The following is a 16,494-nucleotide window of genomic DNA, read 5'->3' as shown; positions in this document are numbered from 1 at the left end:
ACTTCCGCACGCGGATCTTGGCGCAGGCGTCGGCGATGACGTCGCGATCGTGGCGTAGGACAGGTCCTTGCCCCAGCAGCCGGGGCCCTCGGCGGCTGCGTTGCCGAGTTTCGCGCCCAGTGCGGTCAGGACGGCGGCGAACTCCGCGTCCGTCCGCGCCTGGGAGGCGCCCAGTTTCAGGAGCATGGCTGTCATCCTGTCCCGCCGGCGCACCCGCGCGGTGAGGCGCGTGCGAGGCCGCGTCGGACCCGCTCGAACGGCTCGGCCGCCGGCTGGGCTCAACCCGGGCCGGCCCCTTCTCCACCCCCGGGTGGAGAACGTTTTTCAACCCACGGCTTGATCCGCTGACCAGTGGATTTCCGTAGATTCGAGGACATAGCCCATCGTCGAATCGCCCTTCGGAGGCAACTGCCATGTCCGGTCTGGTCAACGCGCTGGTGATCCTCGCGGTCATCGGGGTGGTGCTCGCCCGCCAGCTCAGGCCCCGTGCCGTCGCGGGCGGCCGGTGGTGGCTCATGCCCGCTGTTCTGCTCGTGTTGGCGATACGGGACGGAGGCGGCCTGATCGACGGGCAACATGAGCATGCCGCCGTGACCCTGCTCGCCGCGGAGTTGGTGATCGGTGCCGTGATGGGGATCGTCTGGGCCACGACCACCCACCTGTGGACCGAGTCCGACGGCCGGGTGATGGCGAAGGGCACCAAGGCGACCCTGGCGGTATGGGTGCTGGGCATAGCCGTGCGCGTGGGGCTCTACGCGGTCGCGTCCGCGGTGGGCGTGCACCAGAGCTCGTCCTCGGTGCTGCTCGCGGTCGCCGCGACACTGCTCATACGCAGCGGGGTGCTCTTCTGGCGAGCCCAGAGCCTGGGGCCGTCGTACCGTACGGTCTCATGAGCACCTGGACGTCCTGGCCCTCTCAGGAGGCGTTGTCCCGTGAGATTCGGCCACGGGCCCGGCGCAGGATCGGGCGGGGCATCCGGCTGGTGCTGGCGGCCGCCTCGATGTGGGGGATCATCGCCAGAGGCGAACTGAGCCCTTGGGCGACCCTGGGCGCGTGCCTTGGGGTGCTGGTCCTGTACGGGGTGGTGTGGTGCTACTTCCGGACCACGCTGCGGCACCGGCTGTGGCCGGCGCTGGGCATCCTCGCGCTGCTGGTGGCAGGGGGCGCCATCGCGGCGGGCCTGGACGCGACTCTTCCCGCGGTGATGCTGTGGTGTGGCTGCGCGGTGCTGGCGCTGGAGCGGCTGCCGCTGGCCGTGGGGCTTGCGGTGGCGGCGGTCGCGTTGACGGTCTTCGCGCTGTTCGACAGCGGTGACAACTGGCTGGTGACGACGCTGACCGCGCTCGGACTGTCGCTCGCGGGCTACACCGTGCGGTTGGACGCGGAGGCGCGCGGTAACACCCATCGGCTGCTCGTCCAGGAGCGGGCCGCGCGGAAGGCCGAGGCGGAGACGGCGGCGCTCGCCGAGCGGGCCAGGATCGCCCGGGAGATCCATGACGTGCTCGCGCACAGCCTGTCCGCGCAGGCCGTCCACTTGGAGGCCACCCGGCTGCTGGTCGAGCGGGGGGTGGACCGGGAGGTGGTGCTGGAGCGGGTGGTGGCGGCCCGGCGGATGGCGCGGGAAGGGCTGGCCGAGACGAGGCAGGCGCTGTCCGCGCTGCGCGGGGACATGGCGCCGGTGGAGGAGTTCCTGCGGGAACTGGTGGCGTCGGAGGGAGCACGGTTGGAGGTGGACGGGGAGCCGCGGCAGTTGCCGGCGGAGGCCGGGCTCGCGGTGCGGAGAGTCGCGCAGGAGGCGATGACGAACGTGCGCAAGCACGCGCCGGGAGCGGAAGTCGTGCTCCGCCTGGAGTACCGGCCGAAGGAGGTGGAGTTGGAGTTCCGCGACTTCGGCGGCCGATCGCCTGTGGATAACTCTTTGGGGGTCTCCGGATCGGGCTACGGTCTTCGAGGGATGCGGGAGCGCGCCGAACTGCTGGGCGGCGCGTTGGACGCCGGACCGGCAGAGGAGGGCTTCGTGGTGCGCTTGCGGGTGCCCGCGTGACGCGGGTGGTGGTCGCGGACGACCAGACGGTGGTGCGCGAAGGAATCGTGATGTTGCTGGGGCTGCTCCCCGGGATCGACGTGGTGGGAGCGGCAGGAGATGGAGAGGAGGCGGTGCGGCTGGTGGCGGAGCAGCGGCCGGACGTGGTGCTGATGGATCTGCGGATGCCCCGCTGCGACGGGGTGGAGGCGACCCGGCGGATTCGGGCGCAGCACCCGGGCACGCAGGTGGTGGTGCTGACGACGTACGCGGACGACGACTCGTTGTTCCCGGCGCTGCGGGCCGGGGCGCGGGGGTATCTGACGAAGGACGCGGGCGGGGAGGAGATCGCCCGGGCCATCGCCGATGTGACCGCGGGCCGGGCGGGGTTGTCGTCGGCGGTGCAGCGCCGGGTGCTGGATGTGCTGGCGCAGGGTGAGCGCGCGGCGGTGGGCCCGGTGCGGCAGGAGGGAGAGGAGTTGCCCGACGGGCTGACGATACGGGAGGCGGAGGTGTTGGCACTGGTGGCGGAGGGGTTGTCCAACGCGGAGATCACCGAGCGGCTGCACGTGAGCATGGCCACCGTAAAGACGCACATCAACAACCTGTTTGCCAAGACCGGGGCACGCGATCGGGCTCAGGCCGTGGGATACGCCTACCGGCACGGGATCACCTGATGGTGTGAAGGTTTCGGCTTGTTGGACCTGGATCTTCCCGCTCTGTCCATGATTGGCCGCACGGCCGACCGGCCGGTGGATCGAGGAGAGTTCGGTGGACGAGCACGGCGGGGGAGACCCGGGGACGCTGGGGGTGGACAGCCCGTGGCGGCAGACCGCGGTGGCACGGCAGTGGCTGCCGGAGCCGGATGCCGGTCCGGGCGCGGACAGAGAACAGGCCGAGGCGCCCGCGGAGGTGCCACGGGCGCCTCGCGAGGACGAGGCGGCGATCCGGGCGGCGGTGTACGTGGAGGTCCAGCGCAGCGCGACGTTCGGGGAAGTGCGGGACAGCTACCGGGGGTTCGCGTTTCCGGCGGTGGCGGCGTTTGTCACCTGGTACCTGGTCTACGTGGTGGCGGCGACCACCGCGCCGGGGCTGATGGCCCGGCGGGTGGCGGGTGAGCTGAATGTGGCGATGGTCGCGGGGCTGGCGCAGTTCGCGACGACTTTCCTCCTGACGTGGGCGTATGCGCGGCACGCGCGGCTGCGGCGGGACCGGGCGGCACTGGACCTCCGGTGGACGTTGGCCACCAGGACCGGGCAGGAGCGGGTGCGGTGACAGGGCAGTTGACGAGTCGGCCGGCGGGACAGCCGACGGGCGTGGCGTTTCTGGCGGACGGGACCGGGGATCACCAGGGGCTGGCGATCGTCCTGTTCACGGTGTTCGTGTCGGTGACGCTGGCGATCACGGCGTGGGCGGGGCGGCGGCGCACCTCGTCGGAGGAGTTCTTCGCCGGCGGGCGGCTGTTCACTCCGGCGGAGAACGGCTTCGCGATCGCCGGGGACTACATGTCGGCGGCGTCGTTCCTCGGGATCTCCGGGCTGATCGCGCTGTTCGGGTACGACGGGCTGCTGTACTCGGTCGGGTTCTTCGTGGCGTGGCTGATCGTGCTGATGCTCGTCGCCGAGCTGGTGCGGAATGTCGGGCGGTACACGCTGGCGGATGTGCTGTCGGCGCGGATGCGGCACCGGCCGGTGCGGATCGCGGCGGGGACGGCGTCGGTGACGGTGTCGATCCTGTACCTGGTGGCGCAGATGGTCGGCGCGGGCAGTCTGGTCGGGCTGCTGCTCGGCGGCACCGGGGCGGCCAGGACCTGGACGGTGATCGGGGTCGGGGCGCTGATGGTGGTCTATGTGTCGTTCGGCGGGATGCGGGCGACCACGTGGATTCAGATTGTGAAGACCGTGCTGCTGATGGGCGGGACGGTGGCGCTGACAGTGATGGTGCTGGTCAAGTTCCATGGAAACGTGGACTGGTTGCTGCGGTCGGCGGTGACGGGCAGCGGGCAGGGTGACGCGTTTCTCGCGCCGGGGCTGAAGTACGGCGCGAGCGGCACGTCGCGGCTGGACTTCATCAGCCTGGGGCTGGCGCTGGTGCTGGGCACGGCCGGGCTGCCGCACATCCTGTCGCGGTTCTACACGGTGCCGACGGCGCGTTCGGCGCGGCGGTCGGTGGTGTGGGCGATCGGGCTGATCGGGGCGTTCTACCTGATGACGATCGTGCTGGGCTTCGGGGCGGCGGCGATGGTCGGTTCGGACACGGTGCGGACGTCGAACGAGGCGGGCAACACGGCGGTGCCGCTGCTCGCGGAGGCGCTGGGCGGCGGATCGGGCACGACCGGCGGCGCGGTGCTGTTCGCGGTGGTGGGGTCGGTGGCGTTCGCGACGATCCTGGCGGTGGTGGCGGGCATCACGCTGGCGTCGTCGGCGTCGGTGGCGCACGACCTGTATGCGACGGTGCGGCGCAGGCCCCGCCATGCGGCCAGGCGGGACGCGGGCAATCCCGGCGGGCACATGGAGGAGGACGAGGTGCGGGTGGCGCGGTTCGCGGCGGTCGGGATCGGTGCGGTGGCGATCGCGCTGAGCCTGCTGGCGCAGGATCAGAACATCGCGTTCCTGGTCGGGTTGGCGTTCGCGGTGGCGGCGTCGGCGAACCTTCCCTCGTTGCTGTACTCGCTGTTCTGGCGGCGGTTCACCACCAAGGGCGCGGTGTGGTCGATCTACGGCGGACTGGTTCCGGCACTGACCTTGGTGGTGCTGTCTCCGGTGACGTCCGGGCAGGCCGACTCGCTCTTCCCCGGGGTGGACTTCCACGTCTTCCCGTTGGAGAACCCGGGGCTGGTCTCGATCCCGCTGGGCTTCTTCGCCGGCTGGCTGGGCACGGTGCTGACCCGGGAGCCCGCGGATGAGGCGGCGTTCGCGGAGACGGAGGTGCGGTCGCTGACGGGAGCGGGCGCGGTGTAGCCGGCCGGAGGGCTGGTGCAGGGGGCCGCGGGGGCCGGCGTCAGCCTCCGGGTACGGCCACGGCGGGGTCGATCGGTTCGACGGATTCGACGTCCATGCGGGCCGGGGTGCCGAGCGCGGCGCCGCAGCTCTCCGGGCGCGGGGGAGTGGCGGCGTGCTGGGCGACCAGGACCCGCCAGGCCCGCCCGTCGGTGTGGTGGACGTGTACGGTCCAGGCGGTTCGTGCGTCGGGGTCGGGGTCGGAGTCGGGGCCGGAGCCGGATGCGGGTTCCGGCTCGACGGGGTCGGTGCCGCGCACGGTCAGCGCTGCCGCGCGGTCCTCGTCGATCAGGGCGCGGACCGCCAACTCGGCCGCCTGGCCGGGCCGGGACCAGGTGGAGCGGCCGCGGCAGCCTTCGAGGGCGACCCGGCCGGAGTGCGCGGCGCTGAGCGCGTCCTTGGCGGTGGCGGCGTCGAGCCGGCCGTAGGAGTAGCCGTGCGGGAGGACCAGCATGGTCGGGGCGAAGCGGTGGCCACCGAGGTGCGTGGTCTCCCAGACGTCGAGGCCGCCGTCGGTGGCGAGTTCGGCCGCGAGCGGGCGGCCGTGGAGGGCGCAACAGCGGTCGCGGGTGCCGTTGGTGCAGATGAGGGCGATGGGTGGGCCGTCGTAGCGGGTGCCGAAGTCGGCGGGGTGGCCGGCGCCGAGGGCCGGGAAGTCCAGGGTGGCCAGTTCTGCGGGATCGGCGAGGGCGGCGGTGCGAACCCATGAGCGGTCGGGCGCGGTGTGGGCGGCGATCACTTGGCGGCGGTGCGGCTGATGGGTGTCGGCGTGCCGGCCAGGGCGGCGGATGAGGCCGAGCCGGACGCCGGTGCCGTCGGCGAGGCGTTCCAGTTCGCGGCCGAGCGCCGGGTCGAGGTGGCTGGACCGAAGGGCCTTGGCTCCCCACGGACCCGGCTGCTCGATCAGCAGCCAGGTCCGTGCGGTCGCCGCGGTGGCGGCCACCGGTTCGGCGAGTTCGATCGAGGCACGCGTGCAGAGGCTCACCCCGCCGAGCCTAGTGCGCCCGGCGGGGCGGACCCGTACGCGTACCGCCGGACCCGTAGCCGTAGGTCCGCGCCCGCTTCCGTACCCGTACCCGCACCCGCGCCCGCCCGCTTCCGCACCTGCACCCGCTTCCGCACCCGGGCCTCGTGGGGGCCCGGGCGCGGGACTTCCGTCAGGCCGGGCCCGCGATGGACGTGACCGGCTTCGCCAGCGGGACACCGGAGCCGTCGCGGCGCGGGTCCTTCGGCGGGAGCTCGGCGGGCGCGCCCGTCGAGGTGGCCGCGCGGGCGGGGGCGGGGCCGGCCCAGGCGAGCGACAGCCCGCTCTCGCCCCGCAGGAAGCGCTGGCAGCGCACCCCGCCGGTGGCCCGGCCCTTGCGCGGGTACTGGTCGAACGGCGTCAGCTTCGCGGTGCCCTCGCCGGCGCCGTCCAGGGTGCCCTCGGAACGGGCCACGGTGAAGACCACCGCGTCCACGGCCGGGTCCACCGCGGTGAAGGAGATCACCTGGGCGCCGTCCGCGAGCTTGATGCCGGCCATGCCGCCCGCCGGGCGGCCCTGCGGACGCACCTGGGCGGCCGGGTAGCGCAGCAGTTGGGCGTCGTCGGTGATGAAGACCAGATCCTCCTCGCCGGTGCGCAACTCCACCGCGCCGACGATCACGTCGCCCTCCTTGAGGGTGATGACCTCCAGGTCGTCCTTGTTCGACGGGTAGTCCGGCACGACCCGCTTGACCACCCCCTGCGCGGTGCCGAGCGCCAGCCCGGGCGAGGACTCGTCGAGCGTGGTCAGGCACAGCGCCCGTTCCCCGTCGTCGAGCGCGAGGAACTCCGTCAGCGGCGCCCCGCCGGCCAGCGACGGCGGGCCCGCGGTGTCCGGCAGCATCGGCAGGTCGATGACGGTCAGCCGCAGCAGCCGCCCGGTCGAGGTCACCACGCCGAGGTCGGAGCGCGCGGTGGTCGGCACCGCCGACAGGATCACGTCGTGCTTGGCCCGCTTGCCCGAGCCGTCGGTGAGCGGCTCGCCCACCCCGGTGCGGGCCAGCAGCCCGGTCGAGGAGAGCAGCACCCGGCACGGGTCGTCGGCGACCTCGAGCGGCACCGCGGCGGCCGGCGCGCCCGCCGACTCCAGCAGCACGGTGCGCCGTTCGGTGCCGTACTTCTTCGCGACCGCGGCCAGCTCCGCCGACACCAGCTTGCGCAGTTCCGCGTCCGACTCCAGGATGCGGGTCAGCTCGGCGATCTCCTCGTTGAGCCGGTCGCGTTCGGCCTCCAGCTCGATCCGGTCGAAGCGGGTCAGCCGGCGCAGCGGGGTGTCGAGGATGTACTGGGTCTGGATGTCGGACAGGCCGAACCGGTCCATCAGCCGTTCCTTGGCCTGCGCCGCGTTGTCGCTGGACCGGATGATGGAGATGACCTCGTCGATGTCGACGAGCGCCACCAGCAGGCCGTCCACCAGGTGCAGCCGGTCGCGGCGCTTGGTGCGCCGGAACTCGCAGCGCCGCCGCACCACCGTGAAGCGGTGGTCGACGTAGACCTCCAGCAGCTCCTTGAGGCCGAGGGTGAGCGGCTGGCCGTCCACCAGGGCCACGTTGTTGATGCCGAAGGAGTCCTCCATCGGCGTCAGCTTGTAGAGCTGTTCGAGCACGGCCTCGGGGTTGAAGCCGTTCTTGATCTCGATGACCAGCCGCAGGCCGTGCTCGCGGTCGGTGAGGTCCTTGACGTCGGCGATGCCCTGGAGCTTCTTCGCGCCGACCATGTCCTTGATCTTGGCGATGACCTTCTCGGGCCCGACGGTGAAGGGCAGTTCGGTGACGACCAGGCCCTTGCGGCGCGGGGTGACGTCCTCCACCGCGACGGTGGCACGGATCTTGAAGGTGCCGCGGCCGGTCTCGTACGCGTCGCGGATGCCGGACAGCCCGATGATCCGGCCGCCGGTGGGCAGGTCGGGACCGGGGACGTGGCGCATCAGCGCGTCGAGGTCCGCGTTCGGGTACCGGATCAGGTGCCGGGCGGCGGCGACGACCTCGCCCAGGTTGTGCGGCGGCATGTTCGTGGCCATGCCGACCGCGATCCCGGACGAGCCGTTGACCAGCAGGTTCGGGTAGGCGGCCGGCAGGACGTCGGGTTCCTGCTCCTGGCCGTCGTAGTTGGGCGCGAAGTCGACGGTGTCCTCGTCGATCGACTCGACCATGAGCTGGGCCGGGCCCGACATGCGCGCCTCGGTGTAGCGCATCGCGGCCGGCATGTCGTCCAGCGAGCCGAAGTTGCCGTGCCCGTCGACCAGCGGCAGGCGCTGCGAGAAGGGCTGCGCCATCCGGACCATCGCGTCGTAGATCGACGCGTCGCCGTGCGGGTGCAGCTTGCCCATCACCTCGCCGACCACACGGGCGCACTTGACGAAGCCGCGCTCGGGGCGCAGGCCCATCTCGTTCATCTGGTAGACGATGCGGCGGTGCACCGGCTTCATGCCGTCACGGGCGTCGGGCAGCGCGCGGGCGTAGATCACCGAGTAGGCGTACTCAAGGTAGGAGCCCTTCATCTCGTCCACGACGTCGATGTCGAGGATGCGCTCCTCGAAGTCGTCGTCCGGGGGCGGGCTCTTCGTCGTGCGGCGGGCCATCTCGGCGGCGCTCCTTTGCCTTGCGTGGTGCCTTCGGGTGCGTTGCGTGTGCCTTGCGTGCTGCTGCGGTTCTGCGGTTCTGCGTCGGTCGTGCCGCGGTCCCGCGGTTCTGCGGTCCTGCGTCGGTCGTGCCGCGGTGCCGCGTGAGTCGTGCCGCGGTCCCGCTTCGGTGCTGCGTCTGTCGTGCCTCGGTCGTGCCTGGGTCGTGCGTCCGTCCTGCGTGTGCCTGCTCGTCAAACGTCCGCCCGCGTGCCTCGCGGTCGTGCACGGGCGGCGGGCGTACGCCGCGATGCGGCGCGGTCCATTGTGGACCGCGGCACCGACAACACCGACCGCGACCCGGCACGAGCGCGTTCCGGGCGGGAACTTCGCGCGGCGCGGGCACGCTTGCCTAGAGTGGCAGCACTCTACGCAGTCACGCAGCAGCGACCGGAAGGACAGCTTGCCCATGGGTCACACGGCCACGCCGGAGGCACACTCCAGCGGCCTGACAGCCACCGAGCACCGCTTGGCGAACGGCCTGCGAGTGGTGCTCTCCGAGGACCACCTCACGCCGGTCGCCGCGGTATGCCTCTGGTACGACGTCGGTTCACGCCATGAGGTCGAGGGCCGCACCGGTCTCGCCCACCTCTTCGAGCACCTGATGTTCCAGGGCTCCGCCAGCGTCAAGGGCAACGGGCACTTCGAACTCGTCCAGGGCGCGGGCGGTTCGCTCAACGGCACCACCAGCTTCGAGCGCACCAACTACTTCGAGACGATGCCCGCCCACCAGCTCGAACTGGCCCTGTGGCTGGAGGCCGACCGCATGGGCAGCCTGCTGACCGCACTGGACCAGGAGAGCCTGGACAACCAGCGGGACGTGGTGAAGAACGAGCGCCGCCAGCGGTACGACAACGTGCCCTACGGCACTGCCTTCGAACGGCTCAGCGCGCTCGCCTTCCCCGACGGCCACCCGTACCACCACACGCCGATCGGCTCGATGGCCGACCTCGACGCGGCCTCCCTGGAGGACGCCCGCGCCTTCTTCCGCACGTACTACGCGCCCGGCAACGCGGTGCTGTCCGTGGTCGGCGACATCGACCCGGAGCAGACCCTCGGCTGGATCGAGCGGTACTTCGGCACCATCCCCGCGCACAACGGCAAGCCCGAGCCGCGCGACGGCTCGCTGCCCGACGTGGTCGGCGAGAACGTCCGGGAGGTGATCGAGGAGGACGTGCCCTCCCGCGCCCTGATGGCGGCCTACCGGCTGCCCCAGGACGGCACCCGTGAGAGTGATGCCGCCGACCTGGCGTTGACGGTGCTGGGCGGCGGCGAGTCCTCCCGGCTGCACAACCGACTGGTACGGCGGGACCGTTCCGCCGTCACCGCCGGGTTCGGCCTGCTGCGGCTGGCGGGGGCGCCCTCGCTCGGCTGGCTGGACGTCAAGGCGTCCAGCGGTGTCGAGCTGGCCGCCATCGAGGCGGCCGTCGACGAGGAACTGGCCCGTTTCGCCGAACAGGGCCCCACCGCCGAGGAGATGGAGCGGGCGCAGGCCCAGCTGGAGCGCGAGTGGCTGGACCGGCTCGCCACGGTGGCCGGCCGCGCCGACGAACTGTGCCGCTTCGCCGTGCTGTTCGGCGACCCGCAGCTCGCCCTCACCGCGGTGCAGCGGGTGCTGGACGTGACCGCGGAAGAGGTCAAGGCGGTCGCCGCGGCGCGGCTGCGCCCGGACAACCGGGCCGTCCTCGTCTACGAGCCCACCGCGGCCGCCGAGCAGGACGACGACCAGGACGAGCGGAACCAGCAGGACGAGCAGGGAGAGGGTGCCGAGGCATGAGCGACACCGCCGCCACCATGACGTTCCACCCGCAGCCGCAGGCCGGGGAGCCCAAGCCGTGGGCGTTCCCCGCGCCCGAGCGGGGCACCCTGGCCAACGGCCTGACCCTGCTCACCAGCCACCGCCCCGGCCAGCAGGTCGTCGCGGTCGAGGTGCTGCTCGCGGCCCCGCTGGCCGCTGAGCCGAAGGACCTCGACGGCGTGGCCACCATCATGGCCAGGGCGCTGTCGGAGGGCACCGACCAGCACTCCGCCGAGGAGTTCGCCGCCGAGTTGGAGCGCTGCGGCGCGACGCTCGACGCGCACGCCGACCACCCGGGGGTGCGGGTCTCCCTCGAAGTGCCCGCGTCCCGGCTGGACAAGGCGCTGGACCTGCTCGCCGAGGCGCTGCGGGCGCCGGCCTTCCCGGACGACGAGATCAAGCGGCTGGTCGCCAACCGGCTCGACGAGATCCCGCACGAGCTGGCCAACCCCGGCCGCCGGGCCGCGATGGCGCTGTCGAAGGAGTTGTTCCCGGCCGAGGCGCGCAACTCGCGGCCCCGCCAGGGCACCGAGGAGACCGTGCGGCGGATTGACGCGGCCGCCGTGCGCGCCTTCTACGCCGCGCACGTACGGCCGGCCACGGCCACCGCCGTGGTGGTCGGCGACCTGACCGGCATCGACCTGCCCGCGCTGCTGGACGGCACGCTCGGCCGCTGGACCGGCACCAAGGCCGAGCCGCCGACCCGCGCGGCGATCACCTCCGACGACACCGCCCGGGTGGTGATCGTGGACCGGCCCGGCTCGGTGCAGACCCAGCTGCTGATCGGCCGGACCGGCCCGGACCGGCAGGCCCGGGTGTGGGCGGCGCAGGTGCTGGGCACCTACTGCCTCGGCGGCACCCTCACCTCCCGGCTGGACCGGGTGCTGCGCGAGGAGAAGGGCTACACCTACGGGGTACGCGCCTTCGGCCAGGTGCTGCTCTCCTCCGCCGACGGCACCGGTGCCGCGCTGCTGGCGATCAGCGGCTCGGTCGCCACCGAGGTGACCGGCCCGGCGCTCGCCGACACCTGGCGGGTGATCCGCGAGCTGGGCGAGGGCGGGCTGACCGACGCCGAGCGCGACGTCGCGGTGCAGAACCTCGTCGGGGTGGCGCCGCTGCGCTACGAGACCGCCGCCGCGGTGGCGGGCACGTTCGCCGACCAGGTCGAGCAGGAGCTGCCCGACGACTTCCAGGCCGCGCTGTACGCCCGGCTCACCGAGACCGGCACGGTGGAGGCGACGGCCGCGGTGGTCAACGCCTTCCCGCTCGACCGCCTGGTGGTGGTCCTGGTCGGAGACGCGGCCGCGATCACCGAGCCGGTACGGGAGCTGGGCATCGGCCCGGTGACCGTCGTCTCCTGACCCACCGGCCCCCCGGCCCACCGCACCGACCGGAACCCCGGCCCGCCCGCGCGGCGCGCCGGGGTTCCGGCACTCCCGGGCCCGCACGGCGCGTGCCCGTACCGCCGCACCCCGCCGCGCCCCGCCGCACCCCTCCGCGCCCCCGTTCCTCCGTAACCCCTCGTACGGGCCCCCGCTTCTCCGTTCCGTGGTCCGCGGCCCGCTGTCCAAAAACGATCCAAGAATTCAGGGGCTGCTTTCCCGCCCGCACTCGTGCTGGAATAGAGTCGCGACAGAATGAATTCGGGGACGGAACGGAGTTCTTACGATGCGGAAGCGGATGTGAACGGCACGGAGGGCACCGGTCGGCGTATCTCGGCCCAGGTGGTGTGTACGGCGATCCGCGACGACATCGTGGGCGGTTTCTATCCGCCCGGGAGCCGGCTGACCGAGGAGTTGCTCGCGCAGCGCTACGGGGTGTCGCGGGTGCCGGTGCGCGAGGCGCTGCGCACGCTGGAGTCCGAGGGCTTCGTCCGCACCCGCAGGCACGCCGGCGCCTCGGTGGCCGAGCCGACCGAGCAGGAGGCCGCGGACCTGCTGGAGATCCGCGAGCTGCTGGAGCCGCTGGGCGCGGCCCGGGCCGCGCAGCGGAGGGGCGAGTCGCATCTGAAGGTGCTGCGCGGCCTGGTCCGGCTCGGGCAGGAGCGGGCGGTGCAGGGCCAGTTGTCGGACCTGCCGTCGCTCGGCGGCTGGTTCCACGAGACGCTGGCGCAGGCGTCCGGCAGCCCCACGCTGGCCGCGCTGCTCACCCAGCTGCGGCACAAGATCGCCTGGGTGTACGCCGACGACGGCACCGCCCGGGCCGCGCAGGCGTGGGAGGAGCACGCGGCGATCGTGGACGCGGTGGCCCGCGGTGACGCCGAGCGCGCCCGCCGGCTGGCCGCGCTGCACGTGGAGCGGGCCACCGCGGTGAGAACCCTGAAACACTCCGTACACGCGGGGCGCCGCCGCGCTTAACAATCACACCGTATACAAGAACGTGAATTGTTGTTTCGGGTATTCCGGAATAGCGGGGCCGGGCATTCCGTGGGGGCTGTCCGGGTCCGCCGGGTTCCGCTGCGCGGGATTTCTGTACGGTGGTCGCTATTCCCGCGCGGCGGCCGGCGCGCCGCGGGCGTGAAAAGGCGTGCCCGAAAGAGCCGCGGGAAAGGCGTGCGGGTGAGCCGCGTACGGAAGGGCCGCGTACCGAAGGCGGCGCGGCCGGGGCGGTCCCGGGTCCAGACCGCCCCGGGCGGGTCCCGGGTCGGACGCTCCCAGGCTCAGACGGTCTCGGGCAGCTCTTCCAGACCCTCGGCGACCAGCTTCGCCAGCCGGTCCAGCGCCGCGTCGGCGCCGTCGGCCTGCGAGGCCAGCACGACCTCCTCGCCGCCCTGCGCGCCCAGGCCGAGCACGGCCAGCATGGAGGCGGCGTTGACCGGGTCGCCGCCGGCCTTGGCGATGGTCAGGGGCACTCCGGCGGCCGTCGCCGCGCGGACGAAGATGGACGCGGGACGGGCGTGCAGGCCCTCAGCCCAGCCGACATTGACGTGCCGCTCAGCCATGGTGAAGTCCTTCGGGTCGGTGCGGTCTGCGCAGGTGGTTCCAGTTGTCTAGACCAGTTAAGCACGCCCGCGGTGCTGCTCCCGCACGTCGGCCCGCGCTTGAACGGGTCCCCCCAGACTGCCCCCTGCGCGTCGGCGGCGCGAGCAGACACCCCACGCCGGTGCGGCCGCATACGCTGGGGCCATGAGCGAGCAGCCGTACCCCGTCCACTGGGAGGCTGACGTCGTCCTGCGCGACGGCGGCATCGCCCGCATCCGGCCGATCGGCCCGGAGGACGCCGGACGGCTGGTCGACTTCTACGAGCAGGTCTCCGACGAGTCGAAGTACTACCGGTTCTTCGCGCCCTACCCGCGGCTGTCCGACCGGGACGTGCACCGCTTCACCCACCACGACTACGACGACCGGGTCGGCCTCGCGGCCACCGTCGGGGGCGAGTTCATCGCCACCGTCCGCTACGACCGCACCGACGAGCAGGGCCGGGCCGCCTCCGGGCCGGCCGGCACCCGCGCCGAGGTCGCCTTCCTCGTCCAGGACGCGCACCAGGGCCGCGGCGTCGCCTCCGCGCTGCTCGAACACATCGCGGCGGTCGCCCGCGAACGCGGCATCCTGCACTTCACCGCCGAAGTCCTGCCCGCCAACCGCAAGATGGTGAAGGTCTTCACCGACGCCGGCTACACCCAGCAGCGCAGCTTCACCGACGGCGTGGTCCACCTCGACCTCGACCTCGAACCCACCGTCGAGTCGGTGCGCGTGATGCGGGCCCGCGAGCACCGCGCCGAGGCCCGCTCCGTCCAGCGGCTGCTGCGCCCGGAGTCCGTGGCGGTGGTCGGCACCGGGCGCCGCCCCGGCGGCGTCGGCCGCACGCTGCTGCGCAACATCGCGGCCGGCGGCTTCACCGGCCGGCTCTACGCGGTCAACCACGCCTTCCCCGAAGGCGGCACCGACGTCGGCGGGGTGCCCGGCCACCGCTCGGTGCGGGAGATCGCCGAGGGCGGCGCGAGCGTCGACCTCGCGGTGATCGCGGTGCCCGCCGAACGGGTGCCCGAGGCCGTGGCCGACTGCGGCGCCGCCGCCGTGCGCGGCCTGGTCGTGGTCAGCGCCGGCTACTCCGAGACCGGACCCGAGGGCAGGGCCCGCCAGCGCGAACTGGTCCGGCAGGCCCGCGCGCACGGCATGCGGGTGATCGGCCCGAACGCCTTCGGGGTGCTCAACACCGCGCCCGACGCCCGGCTGAACGCCTCGCTGTCGCCGGACATGCCGCGCCGCGGCCGGCTCGGGCTGTTCACCCAGTCCGGCTCCATCGGTATCGCGCTGCTGTCCGGGCTGCACCGCCGGGGCCTGGGCCCGTCCACCTTCGTCTCCGCGGGCAACCGCGCCGACGTCTCCGGCAACGACCTGCTGCAGTACTGGCAGGACGACCCGGACACCGACGCCGTGCTGATGTACCTGGAGTCGTTCGGCAACCCGCGCAAGTTCACCCGGCTCGCCCGCCGCACCGCCGTCGACAAGCCCGTGGTCGTGGTGAAGGGCGCCCTGCACTCCGGGGCGGTGCCGGCCGGCCACGAGGTGCCGGTCACCCGCATCCCCGACTCCACCGTGTCCGCGCTCTTCCGCCAGGCCGGCGTGATGCGGGTCGACACGGTCACCGAACTCCTCGACGCCGGGCTCTTCCTGGCCCTCCAGCCGCTGCCGGCCGGCGACCGCGTCGCCGTCCTCGGCAACTCCGAGTCGCTCGGCCTGCTCACCTACGACGCGGCGCTCACCGCCGGGCTGCGCCCTGCCGCCCCGATCGACCTCACCACCGCCGCCGGCCCCGACGACTTCGCCGCCGCGCTGACCGCCGCGCTCGCCGACCCCGGCAGCGACGCGGTGGTGGTCACCGCCATTCCCCGGGTCGGCACCGACCTGCTGACCGCCGATCCGAGCGATCCCAGCGACGGGAGCACCCGCCCCGCCGCGGCCGATCCGGGCGATCCGGGCGACCCCGAGGCCGGCGACGACCCGGCGCTGGCCGCCGCCCTGCGCGCGGCCGCCGCCGGCGCGGACAAGCCCGTCGTCGTGGTCCACCTCGCCCTCGACGCCATGGCCGACCGGCTCGGCGCCCCCGCGGAGGGGCCCGGCGCACCCGTCGGCCGTATCCCCGCCTACCGCGCGCCGGACCGGGCGGTCGGCTCGCTCGCCGAGGCCGCCTCCTACGCCGCGTGGCGGGCGAGCGTCGCGGAGCCCGGCCGGGTGCCTGACCTGGACCGGATCGACGAGGCCGGTGCGGCCGAGGACGTACGCCGGCTGCTGCCGCCGGGGGCACCTGCGGGGGAGGGCGTCACCCTCGACGACGCCGACACCGCGACGCTGCTCGGCCGCTACGGCATCGAGGTCCGCCGGGCCCGGCCCGCGCCCGACCCGGACACCGCCGCCGAGGCAGCCGCCGCGCTCGGCTACCCGGTGGCGCTGAAGACCACCGCGCCCCACCTGCGCCACCGCGCCGACCTCGGCGGCGTACGGCTCGACCTCGCCGACGAGGGCGACCTGCGGCGGGCGTACGGCGAGCTGACCGCGCGGCTGGGCGGACCGGCAGAACTGCGCCCGGTGGTGCAGGCGATGGCCCCGCGCGGGGTGGACACGGTGGTACGGGCCGGGGTGGACCCGGCGGCCGGGGCGGTGCTCTCCTTCGGCCTGGCCGGCGCGCCCTCGGAACTGCTCGGCGACATAGCGCACCGGCTGGTTCCGGCCACCGATCGGGACGCCGCGGAGCTGGTGCGCTCCATCAAGTCCGCGCCGATGCTCTTCGGCTGGCGTGGCGCCGAACCGGTGGACACCGCCGCGCTGGAGGAACTGCTGCTGCGGGTGTCGATGCTCGCCGACGACCTGCCGGAGGTGGTCGCGGTGGACCTGGAGCCCGTGGTGGTCGCCGCGCACGGCCTGAGCGTGCTGGGCGCCCGGGTGCGGCTGGCCACCCCGCCGGCCCGCACCGACCTGGGCCCGCGCGCGCTCACCTCGTACTGAACGCGGCGGCCGGGCGGACCCGGGCGGCGCGCGGGCGGCGCGCGCGGCGGACCGTGAGCGGCGTGCGGCGGGAACCGGGTCCGCG

At 73.4% G+C, this 16,494-nt stretch carries 12 protein-coding genes; 9 read left to right on the top strand and 3 right to left on the bottom strand.

The features are described from left to right. The first annotated feature begins 413 nt into the window (after positions 1 to 413). The 5 genes from ACIPAE_RS34365 (at position 414) to ACIPAE_RS34345 (ending at position 4,983) form a co-directional block, all read left to right on the top strand. The gene (locus tag ACIPAE_RS34365) at positions 414 to 893 is read left to right on the top strand and encodes a DUF1453 domain-containing protein (RefSeq protein ID WP_402450665.1); all 480 of its coding nucleotides are present in this window, start codon (positions 414 to 416) and stop codon (positions 891 to 893) included. After that, positions 890 to 2,044 carry a sensor histidine kinase gene (locus tag ACIPAE_RS34360; protein WP_402450662.1) on the top strand — a complete coding sequence of 385 codons (1,155 nt, stop codon included), beginning with the start codon at positions 890 to 892 and terminating at the stop codon, positions 2,042 to 2,044. The genes ACIPAE_RS34365 and ACIPAE_RS34360 overlap by 4 nt, the downstream gene beginning before the upstream one ends. Continuing rightward, the gene (locus ACIPAE_RS34355) at positions 2,041 to 2,700 is read left to right on the top strand and encodes a response regulator (RefSeq protein WP_402450659.1); all 660 of its coding nucleotides are present in this window, start codon (positions 2,041 to 2,043) and stop codon (positions 2,698 to 2,700) included. Before ACIPAE_RS34360 ends, ACIPAE_RS34355 begins: the two co-directional genes overlap by 4 nt. 94 nt (positions 2,701 to 2,794) lie before the next feature. Further along, positions 2,795 to 3,298 carry a DUF485 domain-containing protein gene (locus ACIPAE_RS34350; RefSeq protein ID WP_329363987.1) on the top strand — a complete coding sequence of 168 codons (504 nt, stop codon included), beginning with the start codon at positions 2,795 to 2,797 and terminating at the stop codon, positions 3,296 to 3,298. 41 nt (positions 3,299 to 3,339) lie between these two features. Then, positions 3,340 to 4,983 (top strand): cation acetate symporter, encoded by a 1,644-nt coding sequence (locus ACIPAE_RS34345; RefSeq protein ID WP_329363985.1) that lies wholly within the window; start codon positions 3,340 to 3,342, stop codon positions 4,981 to 4,983. Between the two features lie 40 nt (positions 4,984 to 5,023). On the opposite strand, the gene ACIPAE_RS34340 is transcribed toward ACIPAE_RS34345, so the two are convergent. Further along, positions 5,024 to 6,007 carry a sucrase ferredoxin gene (locus ACIPAE_RS34340; protein WP_402450656.1) on the bottom strand — a complete coding sequence of 328 codons (984 nt, stop codon included), beginning with the start codon at positions 6,005 to 6,007 and terminating at the stop codon, positions 5,024 to 5,026. A gap of 172 nt (positions 6,008 to 6,179) precedes the next feature. Continuing rightward, on the bottom strand, positions 6,180 to 8,627 hold the full coding sequence (locus ACIPAE_RS34335; RefSeq protein ID WP_329363982.1) for a DNA topoisomerase IV subunit A: 2,448 nt from the start codon (positions 8,625 to 8,627) through the stop codon (positions 6,180 to 6,182). A gap of 448 nt (positions 8,628 to 9,075) precedes the next feature. Here ACIPAE_RS34335 and ACIPAE_RS34330 point away from each other — a divergent pair, with 448 nt between their 5' ends. From ACIPAE_RS34330 to ACIPAE_RS34320, 3 genes are all read left to right on the top strand, one after another. Beyond that, entirely contained in the window at positions 9,076 to 10,443 is a 1,368-nt protein-coding gene (locus ACIPAE_RS34330; RefSeq protein WP_402450654.1) for a M16 family metallopeptidase, read from the top strand. Further along, positions 10,440 to 11,825, top strand: coding sequence for a M16 family metallopeptidase (locus ACIPAE_RS34325; RefSeq protein ID WP_402450651.1), 1,386 nt, complete (start codon positions 10,440 to 10,442; stop codon positions 11,823 to 11,825). Before ACIPAE_RS34330 ends, ACIPAE_RS34325 begins: the two co-directional genes overlap by 4 nt. Positions 11,826 to 12,101: 276 nt before the next feature. After that, positions 12,102 to 12,821 (top strand): GntR family transcriptional regulator, encoded by a 720-nt coding sequence (locus ACIPAE_RS34320; RefSeq protein ID WP_402450648.1) that lies wholly within the window; start codon positions 12,102 to 12,104, stop codon positions 12,819 to 12,821. A gap of 302 nt (positions 12,822 to 13,123) precedes the next feature. Here ACIPAE_RS34320 and ACIPAE_RS34315 read toward each other — a convergent pair whose 3' ends face one another. Then, complete coding sequence (locus ACIPAE_RS34315) at positions 13,124 to 13,405, bottom strand: HPr family phosphocarrier protein (RefSeq protein WP_328470289.1); 282 nt, start codon at positions 13,403 to 13,405, stop codon at positions 13,124 to 13,126. Between the two features lie 184 nt (positions 13,406 to 13,589). On the opposite strand from ACIPAE_RS34315, the gene ACIPAE_RS34310 reads away from it, so the two are divergent. Continuing rightward, positions 13,590 to 16,409, top strand: a complete 2,820-nt coding sequence (locus ACIPAE_RS34310) for a GNAT family N-acetyltransferase (RefSeq protein WP_402450645.1) — start codon at positions 13,590 to 13,592, stop codon at positions 16,407 to 16,409. Positions 16,410 to 16,494: the final 85 nt, after the last annotated feature.

The organism is Streptomyces sp. NPDC087270 (assembly GCF_044744625.1).
In the GTDB taxonomy this organism is placed as follows: Bacteria; Actinomycetota; Actinomycetes; order Streptomycetales; family Streptomycetaceae; genus Actinacidiphila.
The sequence above is the reverse complement of the archived record's forward strand: the minus strand, read 5'-3'. Positions and strand labels throughout refer to the sequence as shown.

Excerpts from the sequence above, each read along its gene's own strand:
- ACIPAE_RS34325 (WP_402450651.1), top strand. The coding sequence starts at position 10,440 with ATGAGCGACACCGCCGCCACCATGACGTTCCACCCGCAGCCGCAGGCC.
- ACIPAE_RS34310 (WP_402450645.1), top strand. The coding sequence starts at position 13,590 with ATGAGCGAGCAGCCGTACCCCGTCCACTGGGAGGCTGACGTCGTCCTG.
- ACIPAE_RS34315 (WP_328470289.1), bottom strand. The coding sequence starts at position 13,405 with ATGGCTGAGCGGCACGTCAATGTCGGCTGGGCTGAGGGCCTGCACGCC.
- ACIPAE_RS34320 (WP_402450648.1), top strand. The coding sequence starts at position 12,102 with ATGAATTCGGGGACGGAACGGAGTTCTTACGATGCGGAAGCGGATGTG.
- ACIPAE_RS34335 (WP_329363982.1), bottom strand. The coding sequence starts at position 8,627 with ATGGCCCGCCGCACGACGAAGAGCCCGCCCCCGGACGACGACTTCGAG.
- ACIPAE_RS34360 (WP_402450662.1), top strand. The coding sequence starts at position 890 with ATGAGCACCTGGACGTCCTGGCCCTCTCAGGAGGCGTTGTCCCGTGAG.
- ACIPAE_RS34365 (WP_402450665.1), top strand. The coding sequence starts at position 414 with ATGTCCGGTCTGGTCAACGCGCTGGTGATCCTCGCGGTCATCGGGGTG.
- ACIPAE_RS34330 (WP_402450654.1), top strand. The coding sequence starts at position 9,076 with ATGGGTCACACGGCCACGCCGGAGGCACACTCCAGCGGCCTGACAGCC.